This is a genomic window from Pseudomonas sp. KH_024_B2 (assembly GCF_057839965.1).
In genome coordinates this window covers 1,991,940-2,010,866 of record NZ_CM174502.1, presented here as the reverse complement: position 1 = coordinate 2,010,866, position 18,927 = coordinate 1,991,940, and the positions used below count along the sequence as shown (strand labels likewise).

Genomic DNA, 18,927 nt, shown 5'->3' with positions numbered 1-18,927 from the left:
GACCGTGTTTAGCCCCGCCTACATCAACTCCGCCTCAACCCGATCGCGCCCCGCCTGCTTCGCCACGTACACCCCCGAGTCGGCTCGCAGCAGCAACGCATCAGCCCCTTCACCGATCCGCCAACTGGCAATCCCGAAACTCGCGGTCACGGCGCCCACCCCGTCGATCGGTGAAGTGCGCAGCCCCTGCCACAGCTCTAGCGCAAGGATATAAGCCTGCTGCCCATCGGTTTCCGGACAGAGCACCATGAATTCCTCGCCGCCTAATCGGCAGAACACGTCGGAACGACGCAGGCGAAGGCCAATGCGCTCGCAGACGCCTTGCAGCACCCGATCACCCACGGCATGCCCGTGCATATCATTGATGCGCTTGAAGTGGTCAATATCGAGCATGATCACCGCCAGCTCTCCGACGCTGCGTTCAACCCGGGCCATTTCGGCTTTGAGGCGCTCCTGGAAATAACGCCGGTTGCGGATCCCGGTCAGGGAGTCGGTCACCGAAAGCGCGCGCAATTCTTCTTCGACCCGCTTCAGATCAGAGATATCCGAGACATAGCCGTGCCACAGTACCCCGCCGCCCGGCAATTCTTCCGGCGTCGCCTCGCCACGTACCCAGCGCAGGCCACGCTGCGGTAGCTGCACACGGTATTCTTCACGCCACGGGCTGAGTTTCTGGGCAGATGCACGAATCGAGGCGCGAACTTTGCCCACATCTTGCGGATGAATGCGCTCGAACACCGCCTCGGCATTCATTTTCAGCAGATCCGCCTCAAGTTCGTAAATTTCACGAATGCCGTCACTGGCATAGATGACACTGAACTTGCCGTCGGCCGCCATCTTGAGCTGGTAGATCCCGCCCGGCACATGTGCGCTGAGCTTTTTCAGCAGGCGATCCTGGGCTGCCAGCGCTTCGTGCACCCGTTTACGCTCGGTAACATCAATACAGATCGCCAGATGCCCGACCCAGAGTCCCAGCTCATCGAGCACTGGCGCTGCCAGCATATTCACGATCAGGTGGGTGCCATCCTGGCGCACCAGCGTCCACTCACGAGCCTCACGCCCACCCTCTTCGCCGCCCTCGACGAGCATCGCCTGGCACATCGGGATCGGCTTGCCGTAACGCCGGCTCAGTTCCGTCGCTCGCGCCTGCAACTCCTTGGGCAGGAGCAGGCTTTCCAGCGTCACCCGTTCCAGCACATCGACGCTTCGATAACCGAGCATTTGCTCGGCACCGGCATTGAAGGTGCTGATCACACCGCGCAAGTCCGTCGCGATAATTGCCACTTGAGTCGCTGCATCCAACACGCTGCGCAGCTGTCCGTGGGCACCGCGCAATTCCTGCTCGCGCAGGCGCAATTCACGGGTACGTTGCTCGACCATCGCCAAGGCCCGTTGCCGCTGACTGACCAGAACGTAGAGCAAGGCGCTGAGCAGGACGCTAAGCAGACTGCCCAACACCACCAGACTGATGACTGAAGAATGATTGGCCTGCAGGAATACCGTGCTGGGCCGGATTTCCACCTGATAATCGCGGTCCCCAAAACGCAACAAGCGAGTCGCCGACAACTCACTGTGTGCCGGCCGATTGTCCGATGCGTAAAGCACTTCGTGCTTGTCGTTAGTGGAGAGATCAAGAATACGGACCGCCAGGTTGTCCTGGCTCGCCTCGGGCAAACCGTCGGCCACCAACTGACGAATGCTGATCACTGCCAGGGCGTAACCATGGGCTTCAGATGTCGGGGTTGCAATGTATGAGCTCACGCTGACCGGCGCGACCAACAGTACCCCGCGGGCATAGGCTGGCTCGACGCCGACCAGATGCGTCGGTTGCGAAACCGCCAACGATCGGTGAATGCGGGCACGCTCCAGGGTGGAGCGACGCATGGGCTCGGCCAGCAAGTCATAGCCCAACGGCGAGCCGAGAACACTTTGCGTCTGGCTGAACAACACCGGCACGTACTCATCGCGTTCGGCGGCCAATTGCAATTGACCCTCGGCATCCAATTCACGGATGGAAAAGTCCGCCACACCTTGTGCCCGGAGCGTACGCTCGAACAGCGGGCGTTCGGCACTCGTTACTCTCGGCGCCCAGGCGTAGGCTTGAGTCCGGCGCAATAACGGCTTGGCGAAGCCCTCGAAATCCTGACGAGTCACCGAATCAGAGTTGGCAAAGAACCGCCGCAGGCTGTCGAGGCGCTGCTCCTGATCTTCGAAGCGTTCTTCAATCCGGCTGTAGCGTTCGCTGACCAGCAGCTGAAAACGCTGGCGCAGTTGCTGCTGATACAGATTGACCGTTGCCCAGGCCAGCAACCCCGTGAGAATTGCGCCGGCGAGCAAAAGCAGTAGCGCGACCAGCCAGGCCGAAACATCTTCGCTGATGAATCCCAGAATTTTCGGGCGAACGGCATGTAACGACATAAGCAGAACTCATAACGCCAGCGAGCTTTGGCGTCACATTGGCCTTAACTGAGTTATAGCCATTAGCCACTAATTTGACCAGCGCAAAAAGAGCCAAGAGCCTTTAAAAATCAAGGCTCTGTGGATCCAATCGGCATTTAGCGGGCAGTGATTTTCCAGGCACGATGGATCTTGCTGTTGCGAGCAAAATCAGGATCGATGGTTTGCGCGGTAATTTCCTCGACGGCATAACGCGTAGTGAGGTTCTCTTCAAGCTGGAACTTGCGGAAGTTGTTGGAGAAATACAACACACCGCCTGGGGCAAGACGTGCCATCGCCAGATCGATCAATTGCACCTGATCGCGCTGCACATCGAAGATCCCTTCCATGCGCTTGGAGTTGGAGAAAGTCGGCGGATCGATGAAGATCAGGTCGAACTCGTCGCGGCAAGCATCCAGCCAGGCCATCACGTCGCCCTGCTCCAGACGGTTCTTGTCGGAGAAACCGTTGAGCGACAGGTTGCGTCGCGCCCAGTCCAGATAGGTTTTCGACAAGTCGACGCTGGTGGTGCTGCGCGCGCCACCCTTGGCCGCATGCACACTGGCGGTCGCGGTGTAGCAATACAGGTTGAGGAAGCGCTTGCCGGCGGCCTCTTTCTGAATCCGCATACGCATCGGCCGGTGATCGAGGAACAGCCCGGTGTCGAGGTAATCGGTGAGGTTGACCAGCAGCTTCACGCCGCCTTCGTTGACCTCGACGAACTTGCCCTGTGCGGCTTGGCGTTCGTACTGTTTGGTGCCGCTCTGACGTTCGCGACGTTTGACCACCACGCGGCTCTTGTCGATGTTCAAAGCCTGCGGAATGGCCGCCAGGGCATCGAACATACGGGCCGAGGCTTTTTCCGGGTCGATGGACTTCGGTGCGGCGTATTCCTGGACGTGAACCCAATCTTGATACAGGTCGATGGCCATGGAATATTCCGGCATGTCGGCATCGTAGACGCGGTAGCAGTCAATGCCTTCACGCTTGACCCACTTGCCCAACGCCTTGAGGTTCTTTTGCAGGCGGTTGGCGAACATCTGCCCGCCTTCGCTCAAGCGCGGTTGCTCAATCACCACCGGTGCCGGTTTGATCGGGTTGCCGTTCTTGTTGTACTTCTCGTACTTGCCCGGCGCCACATCGTTGTCGGCGACTTCGACTTCGGCCTGCTCGCGCTCGACCTGACGCTGTTCCGGAGTGCGACGTTCGCCGGTGACGAACTGGTCCGGGGTGACCTTGATCAGCAGCAATTTGCACGGCAAGGCGCCGTTCCAGAACGAATACTGCTTGTGGCTGCGGATACCCATGCGCTTGCCCAGTTCCGGTGCGCCGGTAAACACCGCTGCTTCCCAGTTCAGACACGCCTGACGCAGACGTTCGCCGAGGTTCTGGTAGAGATAGAGCAAGCTCGCCTCATCACCCAGACGCTCGCCGTAAGGCGGGTTGCAGATCACCAGGCCTTTCTGGTTCTGATCCGGACGCGGCTCGAAGGTCGCGACTTCGCCCTGGTAGATCTTGATCCACTCGCTCAGGCCGGCACGTTCGACGTTGTTGCGGCCCGGTTGAATCAGGCGCGGATCGGCTTCGTAACCGCGAATCCACAGTGGAGGCTTGGCCAGGCCAGCAGCGGTGCGTTCAGTGGCTTCTTCGTGGAGTTTTTTCCACAGCGCCGGCACATGGCCGAGCCAGGCGGTGAAGCCCCACTGCTCGCGTCGCAGGTTCGGTGCCATATCGGCGGCGATCATTGCCGCTTCCACCAGGAAGGTGCCCACGCCGCACATCGGGTCAGCCAGCGCGCCGCCCTCGGCAGCAATGCGCGGCCAACCGGCACGAATCAGAATCGCCGCCGCGAGGTTTTCCTTCAGCGGCGCCGCACCTTGCTGCAGACGATAGCCGCGCTGGTGCAAGCTGTGGCCGGACAGGTCGAGGGACAGAATCGCTTCGCCACGGTCCAGCCGCAGGTGAATGCGCAGGTCCGGGTTGATCTTGTCGATGGATGGACGCTCGCCCGACGGGGTGCGCAGCTTGTCGACAATCGCATCCTTGACCTTCAAGGCGCCGAAGTGAGTGTTGTCGATGCCCGAGCCATGCCCGCTGAACTCAACTGCCAGAGTGCCGTCGTTGAGCATGTGGTCCTGCCACTCGACATCCAGCACGCCGTGGTAGAGGTCTTCGGCGTCCTTCATCGGGAAGCGCTTGAGGACCAGCAGCACACGGTTGGCCAGACGCGACCACAGGCACAGGCGATAGGCCGTTTCCATGTCGGCCATGCCGCGCACGGCCGAGGTGTGCTCGCGCGCTTCCTCAAGGCCAAGCCCGACGGCTTCTTCGATAAGCAGGCCTTCGAGGCCTTTAGGGCAAGTGAGGAAGAGTTCGTAACGATCCGACATGGGAGTTCCAGGGCCTTTAAGCAATAGTGAACGGGCAACGCATTGCCCGCTCGGTTTTCAATCAAGCGCTTTTCTTGAAGAGCGCTCGCGTGGCACGAAGGTGTGCCGTCCCACCCCTGCGGCTCAGCCAACCAAGAGGCTAAATGAGCTTAGATGCAGAGGCAGATAAAAAATTCGATGCAACAAAATGTCATATCTCGACCCTTCGTCGAAAAATACCCGACTGCAACCGGTCGACATTGCCGCTAAAGCATTAACCTCTTCATCTAGTGGGAGGCTGATCATAGCGGGCTTTGCTCAAAAAGCGGGTCACGAAAGCCGTCTTGCTTATGGCCTTAACACCATTATCGTTACGTCCTTATGACAAAACGATCATTCCCTCGATGTGACGCATTGGTTAGAACTCAATACAGGTTGTCGCCGCAATGACGTCAACACCTTGGCTCGCTCTAGTCTGCGCGAGCCACCACCGGCAGAAATCTTTTCTGCCCGACCTCGATTGAGGTCGACGGGACATTACACAGTCAACATTGAGGGAAACACCCTATGAGAAGACTTAAGCGTGATCCGTTGGAAAGAGCATTTTTACGCGGATATCAATATGGCGTTGGTGGCAAATCCCGTGAGCTTTGCCCATTTACTCTACCCTCAGTACGTCAAGCCTGGATCAACGGTTGGCGAGAAGGACGAGGCGACAACTGGGACGGTATGACCGGCACTGCGGGGATCCACAGACTCAACGAACTTCACGCTGTCGGCTAAACGGGGCACATTCCGACACTAATAGCTGAATACGCAACGAATTAACCATGCACGTCCCATCCGGACGGCGGGCTTCGGCCCAGGGCTCCTTCAAGGGGCCCTTTTTTATGCAATGCCGAACACAAAACCCCGTGGCGAGGGAGCTTGCTCCCGCTGGAGCGCGAAGCGCTCCCAAAACCGGCGACAGGGTTGTGTCAGGTGAAAAGCGGTTGCAGGTTTTGGGGCCGCTTCGCAGCCCAGCGGGAGCAAGCTCCCTCGCCACAACCAGCCCCCTCGCCACAGTTGATCTCCATCGCCTTTAGCGCATCGCCGCAATCGCATCCACCGATTCGCGAATCAGCGCCGGCCCCTTGTAGATAAAGCCCGAATACAACTGCACCAGGCTTGCGCCGGCGGCGATTTTCTCAGCCGCGTGCTTGCCTTCGGTGATACCGCCCACAGCAATGATCGGCAAGCGGCCGGCCAATTCGCCAGCCAGTATCTTGACCGTGTGGGTGCTCTTGTCGCGAACCGGCGCGCCGGACAAGCCGCCCGCCTCGTCACCATGTTCCATGCCTTCGACACCGATGCGGCTCAGGGTGGTGTTGGTGGCGATCACCGCGTCCATCCCCGTCTCGATCAACGCTTGCGCCACTTGCACGGTTTCTTCGTCGGTCATGTCCGGAGCGATCTTGATCGCCAGCGGCACGCGTTTACCGTGGCGCTGTGCCAGGTCTTCCTGGCGTTGACGCAGGGCTTCGAGCAGTTGCTTGAGCGAATCGCCGAATTGCAGGCTGCGCAGGCCGGGCGTGTTCGGCGAGCTGACGTTGACGGTCACATAGCTGGCATGGGCGTAAACTTTATCCAGGCAGATCAGGTAGTCATCGACTGCGCGCTCAACCGGCGTGTCGAAGTTCTTGCCGATGTTGATGCCCAGAATGCCCTTGTATTTGGCTGCCGCCACCCGGGCCAGCAAGTGATCGACGCCGAGGTTATTGAAACCCATGCGGTTGATGATCGCCAGGGCCTGCGGCAAGCGGAAAATCCGTGGTTTCGGGTTACCCGGTTGTGGACGCGGGGTGATGGTGCCGATCTCGACGAAGCCGAAACCCAACTGGGCAAAACCATCGATGGCCGCGCCATTCTTGTCCAGGCCTGCCGCCAGACCCACCGGGTTGGGAAAATCCAGCCCCATGACGTTCACCGGCATCCGCGCTGGCGCCTTGCACAGCAAGCCATTGAGGCCCAAACGCCCGCCCGCGCCGATCAGGTCCAGGGACAGATCGTGGGAGGTTTCCGGGGAAAGTTTGAACAACAGCTGACGGGCCAGGGTGTACATGGGCGGGATTGACTCGGTTGGCGGCGAAATGAGCCGGCGATTATAGCCGGGCAACGGGGCCGCAAGCGAGGCGCTCGATGAAATCAACAGTGAATGGCATATGCCTTGCACCATGGACTCCATCAGCACTCATGCCAACGGCGGGATGAGTCCCAAGTTGTTATTGAAAGGACAACGGCGTCGTCATCCGGCTTTGCTTTGGCAAGAGCCCCGGGTACGACGCTTTTTTGTGGAAGGTGAATACCTGATGAATGAATTTCCAGCAGGCCCCTTGGCCTGGGTCAACGGCAGCGATGCTCCGGAAAAGAGCGCGATCAATCTGGGCTTCATGGCCCTGAGCGATTGCGCCTCGGTGGTGGTGGCCGCCACACAGGGCTTCGCCCAGCCCTACGGCCTGACCCTGAATCTCAAGCGCCAGTCATCCTGGGCCAACCTGCGGGACAAACTGGTCAGCGGCGAACTGGATGCCGCCCACAGCCTTTATGGCTTGATCTACGCCGTGCACCTGGGCATCGGAGGAGTCGCCGCCAGCGACATGGCGGTGCTGATGGGCCTGAACCAGAACGGCCAAAGCATCAACCTGTCCCACGGCCTGCAAGCCCAGGGCGTGACCAGTCCTGAAGCACTGGATCGGCATGTGCACCAAAGTCGCGCAAAGCTGACCTTCGCCCAGACGTTCCCCACCGGTACCCACGCCATGTGGCTCTATTACTGGCTCGCCAGCCAGGGCATCCATCCGTTGCAGGATGTCGACAGCGTGGTGGTACCGCCGCCGCAAATGGTCGCGCACCTACAGGCCGGGCGCATCGACGGCTTTTGTGTCGGCGAGCCGTGGAGCGCCAGCGCGGTGAAGCAGGACCTGGGGTTCAGCATCGCCACCAGCCAGACCATCTGGCCCGATCATCCGGAAAAGGTGCTGGGTTGCACCCGCGCGTTTGTCGAGCAGTACCCGAATGCCGCCCGCGCACTGGTCATGGCGATCCTGGAAGCCAGTCGTTTTATCGAACAGAGCACCGAGAACCGGCAAAGCACCGCACAGCTGTTGAGCGCCCGCGAGTACCTGGATGCGCCCGTGGACTGCATCCAGCCGCGACTGCTCGGGGACTATGCCGACGGCCTCGGCAATCACTGGCAAGACCCCCATGCACTACGCTTTTATGGAGGGGGTGAAGTCAATTTGCCCTATCTCTCCGATGGCATGTGGTTCATGACCCAGTTCCGCCGCTGGGGTCTGTTGCGTGACGACCCGGACTATCTCGGCGTCGCCCGCCAGGTTCAGCAACTCGACCTGTACCGCGCGGCGGCCAGCGCGGTTGGCGTCAATCACTCGGGTGAGACGATGCGCAGCAGCCAGTTGATCGACGGTAAAATCTGGGACGGTTCGGACCCGGCCGGTTACGCCCGCAGCTTCACACTGCACGCCATGACCGACCCTTCTGCCCTTCTCGCCAGCCGCTGACAGGAGATTGCGAATATGTTGCGTATCCTGCTGATCAACGACACCGCAAAAAAAGTCGGGCGACTCAAAGCAGCCCTGACCGAAGCCGGGTTTGAAGTGATCGACGAGTCCGGCCTGACCATCGACCTGCCTGCACGCGTCGAAACGGTGCGTCCGGATGTGATTTTGATCGATACCGAGTCACCGAGCCGTGATGTGATGGAGCAAGTGGTACTGGTCAGCCGCGACCGGCCACGACCGATCGTCATGTTTACCGACGAACACGACCCGGACGTGATGCGCCAGGCGATCAAGTCCGGGGTCAGCGCCTACATCGTCGAAGGCATCCTCGCCTCACGCCTGCAACCGATCCTCGACGTGGCCATGGCCCGCTTCGAAAGCGACCAGGCCTTGCGTGCACAGCTCCAGGCCCGCGACCAGCAACTGGCCGAGCGCAAGCGCATCGAGCTGGCCAAGGGCTTGCTGATGAAGATGAAGGACTGCAAGGAAGAAGAGGCCTATACCCTGATGCGCCGCCAGGCCATGAGCCGCCAGCAGAAGCTGATTCAGGTGGCTGAGCAGATTATTGCGATGAGTGAGTTGCTGGGCTGAAGCTCTGCAGCGCCTGTTTTATCGCCTTCGCGGGCAAGCCCGCTCCTACAGGGAATCTATGTTGGCCACATGTTTGTGGTTTGACACAAATCCAATGTGGGTGCGGGCTTGCCGCGAAGATTGCGCAGCAATCATTACTGTTGGCGCGGCTCTTGCAAATCAATCCATACAGGTAACCAACGGCGGTTGCCCCACCTACGACAAAGACGTCGCACACCCTACTCGCCCACGCAGCGAATCGGGTTGCGGCGTTTTTTTCGTTTTTGGCCCCATAGCCCGGGGCCGGTGGTGCGGCCGTTACGGGCGCCCCACCTGAAAGCTCATGACTCCTTTCGAGACTCTTTAAAGCTGAGGTGCGCGATGAATTCAAGCTTCTGGAAATCCGGCCATACCCCGACATTGTTCGCGGCCTTCCTCTATTTCGACCTGAGCTTCATGGTCTGGTACCTCCTGGGCCCTTTGGCGGTGCAGATTGCCACTGACCTGCAACTGACCACCCAGCAACGCGGGATGGTCGTAGCCACACCGATTCTGGCCGGGGCCATCCTGCGCTTTTTGATGGGATTGCTGGCTGATCGCCTGTCACCCAAAACCGCCGGACTGATCGGCCAGGTGATTGTCATCTGCGCGCTGTTCGGCGCCTGGAAGCTGGGTATCCATAGCTATGAGCAAGCCTTGGTGCTTGGTCTGTTTCTCGGCGTGGCCGGCGCTTCGTTCGCGGTCGCCCTGCCTCTGGCCTCACAGTGGTATCCGCCGCAGCATCAAGGCAAGGCCATGGGCATTGCCGGTGCGGGTAACTCCGGCACGGTATTGGCGGCCTTGATCGCCCCGGTGATGGCTGCTGCTTTTGGCTGGAGCAATGTGTTCGGCTTCGCGCTGATCCCGTTGATCCTGACCCTGATCGTCTTTGCCTGGCTGGCGAAAAACGCCCCGGAGCGGCCGAAAGCCAAATCCATGGCTGACTACTTGAAGGCACTGGGTGACCGCGATAGCTGGTGGTTCATGTTTTTCTACTCCGTGACCTTCGGCGGCTTTATCGGCCTGGCCAGCGCCCTGCCCGGCTACTTCAACGACCAATATGGTTTGAGCCCGGTGACTGCCGGCTACTACACCGCCGCTTGCGTGTTCGGTGGCAGCCTGATGCGCCCGCTGGGTGGCGCCCTGGCCGATCGCTTCGGTGGCATTCGCACCTTGCTCGGCATGTACACCGTGGCGGCGATCTGCATTACCGCGGTGGGCTTCAACCTGCCGAGTTCCTACGCCGCCCTCGCCCTGTTCGTCTGCACCATGCTCGGTCTGGGTGCCGGTAACGGCGCGGTCTTCCAATTGGTACCGCAGCGTTTTCGCCGGGAGATCGGCGTGATGACCGGCCTGATCGGCATGGCTGGCGGCATCGGCGGCTTCGCCCTCGCGGCGAGCATGGGTGCGATCAAACAGAGCACCGGCAGCTATCAGCTGGCGCTCTGGTTGTTCGCCAGTCTTGGTGTGCTGGCCTGGTTTGGTCTGCACGGCGTGAAACGTCGCTGGAGAACCACTTGGGGTTCGGCGGCTGTGACCGCTGCTCGGGTCTAAGTACTCATGAGCCTGCAACTGAGCTTTGCCCAGGCCAGCGCCACCGGGCCACGGGCTGAAAACCAGGACGCCGTGCGCCTGGTCACCCCGACCCCGGCGTTGGCCGCCAGCAAAGGCTATCTGTTCGCCATCGCAGACGGCGTCAGCCAGTGTGCCGATGGCGGCCTCGCCGCTCGCTCGACCTTGCAGGCACTGGCCCTGGACTACTACGCCACACCGGAAACCTGGGGTGTGGCGCAGGCCCTGGACCGGTTGTTGCTGGCACAGAATCGCTGGCTCCAGGCCAACGGTGGCGGGCAGCCATTGCTCACCACCGTCAGCGCGCTGGTGCTGCGGGGCCAGCGGTTCACGCTGGCCCATGTCGGCGATTGCCGGGTCTATCGCTGGTGCGCCGGGGAGTTGCAGCGCATCACTGAGGATCATGTCTGGGAACAACCGGGCATGCAGCATGTACTCAAGCGCGCCTTGGGCCTGGATCAGCATCTGGTGCTGGATTTTCTCGACAGCGAACTGCGCCTGGGCGAAAGCTTCGTGCTGCTCAGCGACGGCATCTGGGCGGTCCTCGGCGACACAGCGATCAGCGCGATCCTGCGTGATCAGCCCGACCTCGACAGCGCCGCGAAGACGCTGGTCAATGCCGCGCATCTGGCAGGCAGCCAGGACAATGCCAGCGCCTTGCTGGTGCGAGTCGACGCCCTTGGCGAGGCGACCCTCGGCGATGCGCTGATCCATTTACAGCAATGGCCGTTACCGCCTGCGCTGAAGCCGGGTCAGTCGTTCGAAGGCTGGCAGGTCGAGGCACTGCTCGGGCAGAGCCAACAGTCCCTGCTCTACCGCGTTCGCGATGCTCAACAGCAACCCTGGCTACTGAAAACCTTGCCCGTCCACCTGCGTGACGATAGTCAGGCCGGGCAAGGCCTGTTGTCGGAGGAATGGTTTCTGCGGCGGGTCGCCGGTCGGCATTTCCCCGAAGTGCACGCTGCCAGTCAGCGTCAGCATTTGTACTACGTGATGCGCGAATACCCAGGCTCGACCCTCGCCGAACTGTTCGCACAAGGCGGCCCGCTGCCATTGCCGCAATGGCAGGAACTGGCCGAACGCCTGCTGCGGGCGGTAGGCATGCTGCATCGACGGCAGATCCTGCACCGCGATATCAAGCCGGAAAACCTGCTGCTGGGGGATGACGGCGAGTTGCGCCTGCTGGATTTCGGTTTGGCCTATTGCCCTGGCCTTTCCGAGGACCAGGCCCATTCATTACCGGGAACCCCTAGTTTTATTGCCCCGGAAGCCTTCAACGGCGACATGCCAACGCCGCAACAGGACCTGTATGCGGTGGGCGTGACCCTGTACTTCCTGCTGACCGGCCATTATCCCCATGGGGAAATCGAAGCCTTTCAGCGACCGCGCTTCGGCGTGCCGGTCAGCGCCAACCGCTATCGCCCGGATCTGCCGGATTGGCTGGAGCAAAGCCTGGAGCGTGCGGTTTCAGTCAATCCAGCTCAGCGTTTCGAAACCGCCGAGGAATGGCTGCTGCTACTGGAACAGGGCGAACGCCGCAGCTTGAGCGTCCGCCCAAGGCCGCTGCTGGAGCGAGAGCCACTGAAGGTTTGGCGGACGCTGGCGCTGGTGTCGTTGTTGATCAATCTGGTGCTGTTGTTTTTGCTGCTCCACTCATCCTGAGTCGAACGCGATCCATTGTGGCGAGGGAGCTTGCTCCCGCTGGACTGCGAAGCAGTCCTAAAATCTGCAACTGCATTCTGCCTGACATAACCCATGTACCGGATTGCGACCGCTTCGCGATCGAGCGGGAGCAAGCTCCCTCGCCACAGGGTTATCGCCGCTCCATGACTGTGCGCGATGCCTTGAATCGGTGCATAAATCTCCAGAAAAACCCTGAATCACGGCTTAAAGCCCAATAAACCCGCTCTCGGCATAAGTTGGCACAACCACTGCATTACCTCCTTCAACAGACATAAAGCCCAGCCTTCAACGATGAAGGATGCGCTTCCCGAGAGAACGGGATCAGGACAAAGGCGTCCTCGCTAGGTAACTAGCGGGACGCCTTTTTTTGTTTGCGCAAAACTTGTCGAGCCAGCCCGACCGCCCTGATGAGGCAGGCCTGAGTTCCCGGAGATATTTATGAAAAAACTCAAACTGGTGATGATCGGCAACGGCATGGCCGGGGTTCGCACCCTCGAAGAATTGCTCAAGCTCAGTAACGAGCTGTACGACATCACGGTCTTCGGCGCCGAACCCCATACCAACTACAACCGCATTCTGCTGTCGCCAGTGCTCGCCGGGGAGCAAACGTTCGAAGAGATCGTGCTCAACGATCTGGACTGGTACCTGGAAAACAACATCAAGCTGCTGCTCAACCGCAAAGTGGTCGAGATCGACCGGGTCAAACGCCGAGTGATTGCCGAAGACGGCACCGAAGCTGAATACGACCGCTTGCTGATCGCCACCGGCTCGACGCCATTCATTCTGCCGATTCCTGGCAACACCTTGCAGGGTGTGATCGGCTACCGCGACATCGCCGACACCCAGGCCATGATCGACACTGCCAAGACCCACAAACACGCGGTGGTCATCGGCGGCGGCCTGCTGGGACTGGAAGCCGCCAACGGCCTGATGCTGCGCGGCATGCACGTCACCGTGGTGCACATCGGCGAATGGTTGCTGGAGCGGCAACTGGACAAAACCAGCGGCCAACTCCTGCAAACCGCCCTGGAAGCCCGTGGCCTGCATTTTCGCCTGTGCGAACAGACCCAGGCCTTGCACGACGCCGGCAATGGCCGGGTCGGTTCGGTGCAATTCAAGAATGGCGACGTGATCCCGGCTGACCTGGTGGTGATGGCCGCCGGCATCCGGCCGAACACCGAGCTTGCGCAAAAGTCCGGCATTCCTTGCAACCGCGGGATTCTGGTCAATGACACCCTGCAAACCTACGACCCGCGTATCTATGCCATCGGCGAATGCGCCAGCCACCGGGGCATCGCTTATGGCCTGGTCGCGCCGCTGTTCGAGCAGGCCAAGGTCTGCGCCAACCACCTCGCGCAACTGGGCTTCGCCACCTACAAGGGCTCGGTGACTTCGACCAAATTGAAAGTCACCGGCATCGACCTGTTCTCCGCCGGCGACTTCATGGGCGGCGAAGGCACCGAAACCATCACCCTTTCCGACCCCATCGGCGGGGTGTACAAGAAGCTGGTGATCAAGGATGACGTACTGGTCGGTGCCTGCCTGTATGGCGACACCGCCGACGGCGGCTGGTACTTCCGGCAGATCCGCGAAAACCACGCCATCGGCGAAATCCGCGACCACCTGATGTTCGGCGAGAACGCTCTCGGCGACGTCGGCCATCAGGGCCAGGACAAAGCCATGAGCATGGCCGACACGGCTGAAGTCTGCGGCTGCAACGGCGTGTGCAAGGGCACCATCGTCAAGGCCATTCAGGAACATGGCCTGTTCAGCGTCGATGACGTGAAGAAGCACACCAAGGCTGCCAGCTCCTGCGGTTCTTGTGCGGGCCTGGTGGAACAGATCCTGATCAACACCGTCGGCGGCGCCGCGGATGTCAAACCGAAAAGCGAAAAAGCCATCTGCAGTTGCAGCGACCTCAACCACGGGCAAATCCGCCAAGCCATCCGCGACCAGCACCTACTGACCATCGCCGGGACCATGAGTTACCTGAACTGGCGCACGCCGAATGGCTGCGCCACCTGCCGCCCGGCGCTGAACTACTACCTGATTTCCACCTGGCCGGGCGAAGCCAAGGATGACCCACAGTCGCGTCTGATCAACGAACGGGCCCACGCCAACATCCAGAAGGACGGCACCTATTCGGTGGTTCCACGGATGTGGGGCGGCGTGACCAATCCTTCCGAGTTGCGGCGCATCGCTGATGTGGCGGACAAGTACAACGTGCCGATGGTCAAGGTCACCGGCGGCCAGCGCATCGACCTGCTGGGGATCAAGAAGCAGGACTTGCCGGGTGTCTGGAAAGACCTCGACATGCCGTCCGGCCATGCCTACGGCAAATCCATCCGCACCGTGAAGACCTGCGTCGGCAGCGAGTTCTGCCGCTTCGGCACACAGAACTCGACCCAACTGGGGATCGAGCTGGAGCATGACCTGTTCAACATGTGGTCGCCGCACAAGGTCAAGCTGGCGGTCTCCGGCTGCCCACGCAATTGCTCGGAAGCCGGGATCAAGGACGTCGGCATCATCGGCGTAGATTCGGGCTGGGAGATGTACATCGGCGGCAACGGCGGGATCAAAACCGAAGTCGCGGAGTTCTTCGTCAAGCTGAAAACCGCCGAAGAAGTGCGCGAGTACAACGGCGCTTTCCTGCAGCTGTATCGCGAAGAAGCCTTCTACCTGGAGCGCACCGTGCATTACCTGCAACGGGTCGGCATGGAGCACATCAAGAAAGCGGTGCTGGAAGACCCGGAGCGACGCAAGGCCCTCAATGAGCGCCTGCAATTCTCCCTGTCGTTCGAACAGGATCCGTGGAAGGAGCGCCTGGAACAGCCGCTGCTGAAGAAGGAGTTCGACACCATCACCGTGAAACAACTGGAGGTGCAGGCATGAACTGGCTGGATATCTGCGCCCTGGAAGAAATCAACGCCCTCGGCTCGCGCATCATCAGCGGCCCGAAAGGCGATATCGCGATCTTTCGTACAAGTGACGATGAGGTTTTCGCCCTCGACGACCGCTGCCCGCACAAGGGAGGCCCGCTGTCCCAAGGACTGATCTACGGCAAACGGGTTGCCTGCCCGCTGCACAACTGGCAGATCGACCTTGAATCCGGCGAAGCCCTGGCACCGGACATTGGCTGCGCGCACCGCCATTTGGCGCGCGTGGAAAATGGCCGGGTGATGCTGGCACTGCGGGATGCAAGCTGATGAACCGCCAGACGACTGCTTCGACCTGCTGTTACTGCGGGGTCGGTTGCGGTGTGTTGATCGAGCATGACGGCGAGCACATCCTCGGCGTCAGCGGCGACCCGACACACCCGGCCAACTTCGGCAAACTGTGCAGCAAAGGCGCCAGCCTGCACCTGACTGGCGACCTGGCGGCACGGGCGCTGTACCCGGAACTGCGGCTGGGCAAAAGCCTGGCCCGCAGCCGCACCGACTGGGATACCGCGCTGGATCACGCGGCCAATGTGTTTGCCGACACGATCGCCGAACACGGCCCGGACAGCGTGGCGTTCTACATTTCCGGGCAACTGCTGACCGAGGACTATTACACCTTCAACAAGCTGGCCCGAGCGCTGGTCGGCACCAACAACATCGACAGCAATTCGCGGCTGTGCATGTCCTCGGCGGTGGTCGGCTACAAACGCAGCCTCGGTGCCGACGCCCCGCCGTGCAGCTATGAAGACCTTGAGCTGAGCGACTGCGTGATGATCGTCGGCAGCAACATGGCCTACGCCCACCCGGTACTGTTTCGTCGCCTGGAAGAAGCCAAAAACCGTCGTCCGCAAATGAAAGTCATCGTCATCGACCCCCGACGCACCGACACCTGTGACCTGGCAGACATGCATATGGCGATTCTGCCAGGCACCGATGTCGCGCTGTTTCATGGAATATTGCATCTGCTTTTGTGGGAAGACTGGATCGACCGTGACTTCATCAAAGCCCACACAGATGGCCTGGCCGAACTGAAAAACCTGGTGCGCGATTACACCCCGCAAATGGTCGCGCAGCTGTGTGGGATCAGCACCGAACAACTGCAGCAATGTGCAGAGTGGATTGGCACCTCACCCAGCTTTCTGTCGCTGTGGTGCATGGGACTCAATCAGTCCACCGCCGGCAGCGCGAAAAACAGCGCCCTGATCAACCTGCACCTGGCCACCGGCCAAATCGGTCGGCCCGGCGCCGGACCGTTCTCCCTGACCGGCCAGCCAAACGCCATGGGCGGTCGCGAAACCGGCAGCCTGTCGAATTTGCTGCCTGGTCATCGCGAAGCCGCCAATCCTGAACACCGGGCAGAAGTCGCAGCCTATTGGGGCGTCGAGCGCTTGCCCGAAAGCACCGGACTGACCGCCATCGAGCTGTTCGAGCAAGTCCAGAGCGGCAAGATCAAAGCCCTGTGGATCGCTTGCACCAATCCAGCGCAATCGCTGCCGGATCAGAACGCAGTGCGCGAAGCCTTGAAGGCCTGCCCGTTCGTGGTGTTGCAAGAAGCCTTTCGCACCACCGAAACCGCGCCGTTTGCCGACCTGTTGTTACCTGCCGCCAGTTGGGGCGAGAAGGAAGGCACGGTGACCAACTCGGAACGGCGTATTTCCCACGTTCGCCGCGCCATAACCGCCCCCGGAGAAGCGCGGGCAGACTGGGCGATCACCGTGGATTTCGCCCAGCGTCTGGAACAACGTCTGCGTCCAGGGCAACCAAGCCTGTTCGCCTTCAGCAACCCGGCGCAGGTGTTCGATGAATACAAAGTACTGACCCGCGACCGCGATCTTGATCTGTCCGGCATCAGTCATGCCTTGCTCGACCAGATCGGCCCGCAACAATGGCCTTTCCCCGGCGGCGCACTGAACGGAACACCGCGCCTGTACGTCGACGGGATTTTTCCAACCGCCACCGGCCGTGCACATTTTGTTGCCGACCCCTACCGCGCCGCCAAAGAACAGCGTGACGCCCGCTTCCCGCTGACCCTGATCACCGGGCGCCTGCGCGATCAATGGCACGGCATGAGCCGCACCGGCACCGCCGCGCAATTGTTCGGGCACGTCAGTGAAGCGGTTTTGAGTCTACACCCCGACGAACTGCGGCGTCATCGGCTGCAATCCGGCGATCTGGTCAGCCTCAAAAGCCGTCGCGGCAGTGTGATCGTCGCCGTGGGCAGCGATGACAGCGTGCGCCCGGGCCAGGCCTTTTTGCCAATGCACTGGGGCGATCGTTTCCTCAAGGGCGGCATCAATACCGTCACGCAACCGGCGTTCGACCCACTGTCGAAACAACCGGAACTCAAACACAGCGGCGTGCGCATCGAGCCGGTGCAGCTGCCATGGCACTTGTTTGCCTTGATCGAAGGCGATGTGCAGCAGCATTTCGAGGCCCTGCGCACGCTCTGTGAGGGCTTTGCCTACGCCAGCCTCAGCCTCACCGGCCGCGAGCGCCCGGCGCTGTTGATTCGCGCGGCCAGCGCTCAGGCACCGGATCCGCAGTTGCTCAGGGATATCGATCAACTGCTGAGGCTCAACGATGGGCCGGTGTTGGCCTATGACGATCCCCGACGCTCCATCGGTAAACGGGTGCGGATCGAAAACGGGCGAATCATCGCCATTCGCCTGGCCGGTGAAACCCTCGCCCAGCATTGGCTACAAAGTCTGTGGCTCGAGGGCAGCGCCGACGAGCAATTGCGTCGCTGGCTGCTGGCACCCTTGAGTGCCCCACCGGGCAACGCGACAAGCCTCGCGTCCACTGGCAAAACCTTGTGCAACTGCAAAAACGTCAGCGAAAGCGCGGTATGCGCCGGCATCCGTCGGGGCTTGGATCTGAATGGTTTGAAGCAAGAACTGGGCTGCGGCACTCAATGCGGCTCCTGCGTACCGGAAATCAAGCGTCTGTTGGCGGTCACTGCCCAACCGATGGCAATCACTTCGTGAGGAATTGAACATGAGCGCAAAAGTCTGGCTGGTGGGCGCAGGTCCTGGCGATCCTGAACTGCTGACCCTCAAAGCGGTACGTGCACTTGGGGACGCCGATGTGGTGCTGATCGATGATCTGGTGAACGAAGCCGTACTGGTTCATTGCCCAACGGCGCGCATCATCCCCGTGGGCAAGCGCGGGGGCTGTCGCTCCACGCCGCAGGCGTTCATTCATCGCTTGATGCTGCGCTATGCCCGCCAAGGCAAATGCGTGGTGCGGCTCAAGGGCGGTGATCCGTGCATTTTCGGACGCGGTGGTGAAGAAGCGCAGTGGCTGAGAACCCATGGAATCGAAGTCGAAATGGTCAACGGCATCACCGCAGGTCTTGCCGGTGCCACACAATGCGATATTCCGCTGACACTGCGCGGTATCAGCCGTGGCGTGACCCTGGTGACCGCCCACACTCAGGACGACAGCAGCCTGAATTGGCAAGCCCTGGCCCAAAGCGGCACGACTTTGGTGATCTACATGGGGGTAGCCAAATTGAGCGAAATTCGCGACCAATTGCTGGCCGGCGGTCTTGCGGCAGATACGCCGGTGGCGATGATCGAAAACGCTTCGCTGCCGCAGCAAAGGGAATGTCGGAGCGATCTGACTGCCATGCAGGAAGATGCCCTCACCTTCCAGTTGAAAAGCCCGGCAATCCTGGTGATCGGGGCGGTGGCAGCCTGTGAAAGCGTAGTGGCCGTTCAGAGGGTGGGACGGGGGTAACCATTTCATTATTGGATTGGT

Annotated in this window: 12 protein-coding genes; 9 read left to right on the top strand and 3 right to left on the bottom strand. The window is 60.7% G+C overall.

Features of this window, described 5'->3' with window-relative positions:
* Positions 1-18 precede the first annotated feature (18 nt).
* Positions 19-2,418: a sensor domain-containing diguanylate cyclase gene (locus AC3I0A_RS09445; RefSeq protein WP_489377434.1), complete on the bottom strand. Its 2,400-nt coding sequence runs from the start codon at positions 2,416-2,418 to the stop codon at positions 19-21.
* A 137-nt stretch (positions 2,419-2,555) separates the two neighbouring features.
* Positions 2,556-4,826, bottom strand: a complete 2,271-nt coding sequence (gene rlmKL, locus AC3I0A_RS09440) for a bifunctional 23S rRNA (guanine(2069)-N(7))-methyltransferase RlmK/23S rRNA (guanine(2445)-N(2))-methyltransferase RlmL (protein ID WP_489377433.1) — start codon at positions 4,824-4,826, stop codon at positions 2,556-2,558.
* A gap of 546 nt (positions 4,827-5,372) precedes the next feature.
* Between rlmKL and rmf the strand changes: the two genes are divergently transcribed.
* A complete protein-coding gene (rmf, locus tag AC3I0A_RS09435) occupies positions 5,373-5,588 on the top strand; it encodes a ribosome modulation factor (protein ID WP_003223300.1) in 216 nt (71 codons plus the stop codon).
* A gap of 298 nt (positions 5,589-5,886) precedes the next feature.
* Here rmf and AC3I0A_RS09430 read toward each other — a convergent pair whose 3' ends face one another.
* Entirely contained in the window at positions 5,887-6,906 is a 1,020-nt protein-coding gene (locus tag AC3I0A_RS09430) for a quinone-dependent dihydroorotate dehydrogenase (RefSeq protein WP_489377432.1), read from the bottom strand.
* Positions 6,907-7,153: 247 nt separating this feature from the next.
* Between AC3I0A_RS09430 and AC3I0A_RS09425 the strand changes: the two genes are divergently transcribed.
* The 8 genes from AC3I0A_RS09425 to cobA all read left to right on the top strand — a co-directional run bounded on the left by AC3I0A_RS09425 (position 7,154) and on the right by cobA (position 18,906).
* A complete protein-coding gene (locus tag AC3I0A_RS09425) occupies positions 7,154-8,365 on the top strand; it encodes a CmpA/NrtA family ABC transporter substrate-binding protein (protein ID WP_489377431.1) in 1,212 nt (403 codons plus the stop codon).
* A gap of 15 nt (positions 8,366-8,380) precedes the next feature.
* Positions 8,381-8,956 (top strand): ANTAR domain-containing response regulator, encoded by a 576-nt coding sequence (locus AC3I0A_RS09420; RefSeq protein WP_489377429.1) that lies wholly within the window; start codon positions 8,381-8,383, stop codon positions 8,954-8,956.
* A gap of 360 nt (positions 8,957-9,316) precedes the next feature.
* A complete protein-coding gene (locus tag AC3I0A_RS09415) occupies positions 9,317-10,528 on the top strand; it encodes a nitrate/nitrite transporter (RefSeq protein ID WP_489377428.1) in 1,212 nt (403 codons plus the stop codon).
* A 6-nt stretch (positions 10,529-10,534) separates the two neighbouring features.
* Positions 10,535-12,208, top strand: a complete 1,674-nt coding sequence (locus tag AC3I0A_RS09410; RefSeq protein WP_489377427.1) for a bifunctional protein-serine/threonine kinase/phosphatase — start codon at positions 10,535-10,537, stop codon at positions 12,206-12,208.
* Positions 12,209-12,667: 459 nt separating this feature from the next.
* Positions 12,668-15,121, top strand: coding sequence for a nitrite reductase large subunit NirB (gene nirB, locus AC3I0A_RS09405; RefSeq protein ID WP_489377426.1), 2,454 nt, complete (start codon positions 12,668-12,670; stop codon positions 15,119-15,121).
* Positions 15,118-15,435: a nitrite reductase small subunit NirD gene (gene nirD / locus AC3I0A_RS09400; RefSeq protein ID WP_489377425.1), complete on the top strand. Its 318-nt coding sequence runs from the start codon at positions 15,118-15,120 to the stop codon at positions 15,433-15,435. Before nirB ends, nirD begins: the two co-directional genes overlap by 4 nt.
* The gene (locus AC3I0A_RS09395; protein WP_489377424.1) at positions 15,435-18,152 is read left to right on the top strand and encodes a nitrate reductase; all 2,718 of its coding nucleotides are present in this window, start codon (positions 15,435-15,437) and stop codon (positions 18,150-18,152) included. Before nirD ends, AC3I0A_RS09395 begins: the two co-directional genes overlap by 1 nt.
* Before the next feature lie 10 nt (positions 18,153-18,162).
* A complete protein-coding gene (cobA, locus tag AC3I0A_RS09390) occupies positions 18,163-18,906 on the top strand; it encodes a uroporphyrinogen-III C-methyltransferase (RefSeq protein WP_489377422.1) in 744 nt (247 codons plus the stop codon).
* Positions 18,907-18,927 lie beyond the last annotated feature (21 nt).